A 241-nucleotide genomic window follows, 5' to 3' on the forward strand; every position below is an offset into this window, starting at 1 on the left:
TGCTCACCCTGCTGGCGGGCTGCGACGAGCAGCGCATCCGCGAGCTGGAAGAGGGCGTCTCCACCGAGCAGGACGTGCGTGCGCGCTTTGGCGAGCCCGAGCAGGTCTGGCAGGAGGCCGACGGCGCGCGCACCCTGGAGTACAACCGCCAGCCGGCCGGGCGGCGCAACTACATGATCACCATCGGCACCGACGGCAAGATGAGCGCGCTGCGCCAGGTGCTGGCGCCGCACCACTTCGC

The 241-nt window shown here is 71.4% G+C and carries 1 protein-coding gene; it reads left to right on the plus strand.

Going from position 1 to position 241, the window contains the following annotated elements; all coding sequences use genetic code 11:
• Nucleotides 1-241 (plus strand): hypothetical protein (locus MTCD1_RS20140; protein WP_200818715.1); only part of this gene is annotated, 241 nt, incomplete at both ends.

Source organism: Colwellia marinimaniae (assembly GCF_002207865.1).
Lineage (GTDB): Bacteria > Pseudomonadota > Gammaproteobacteria > Enterobacterales > Alteromonadaceae > Colwellia > Colwellia marinimaniae.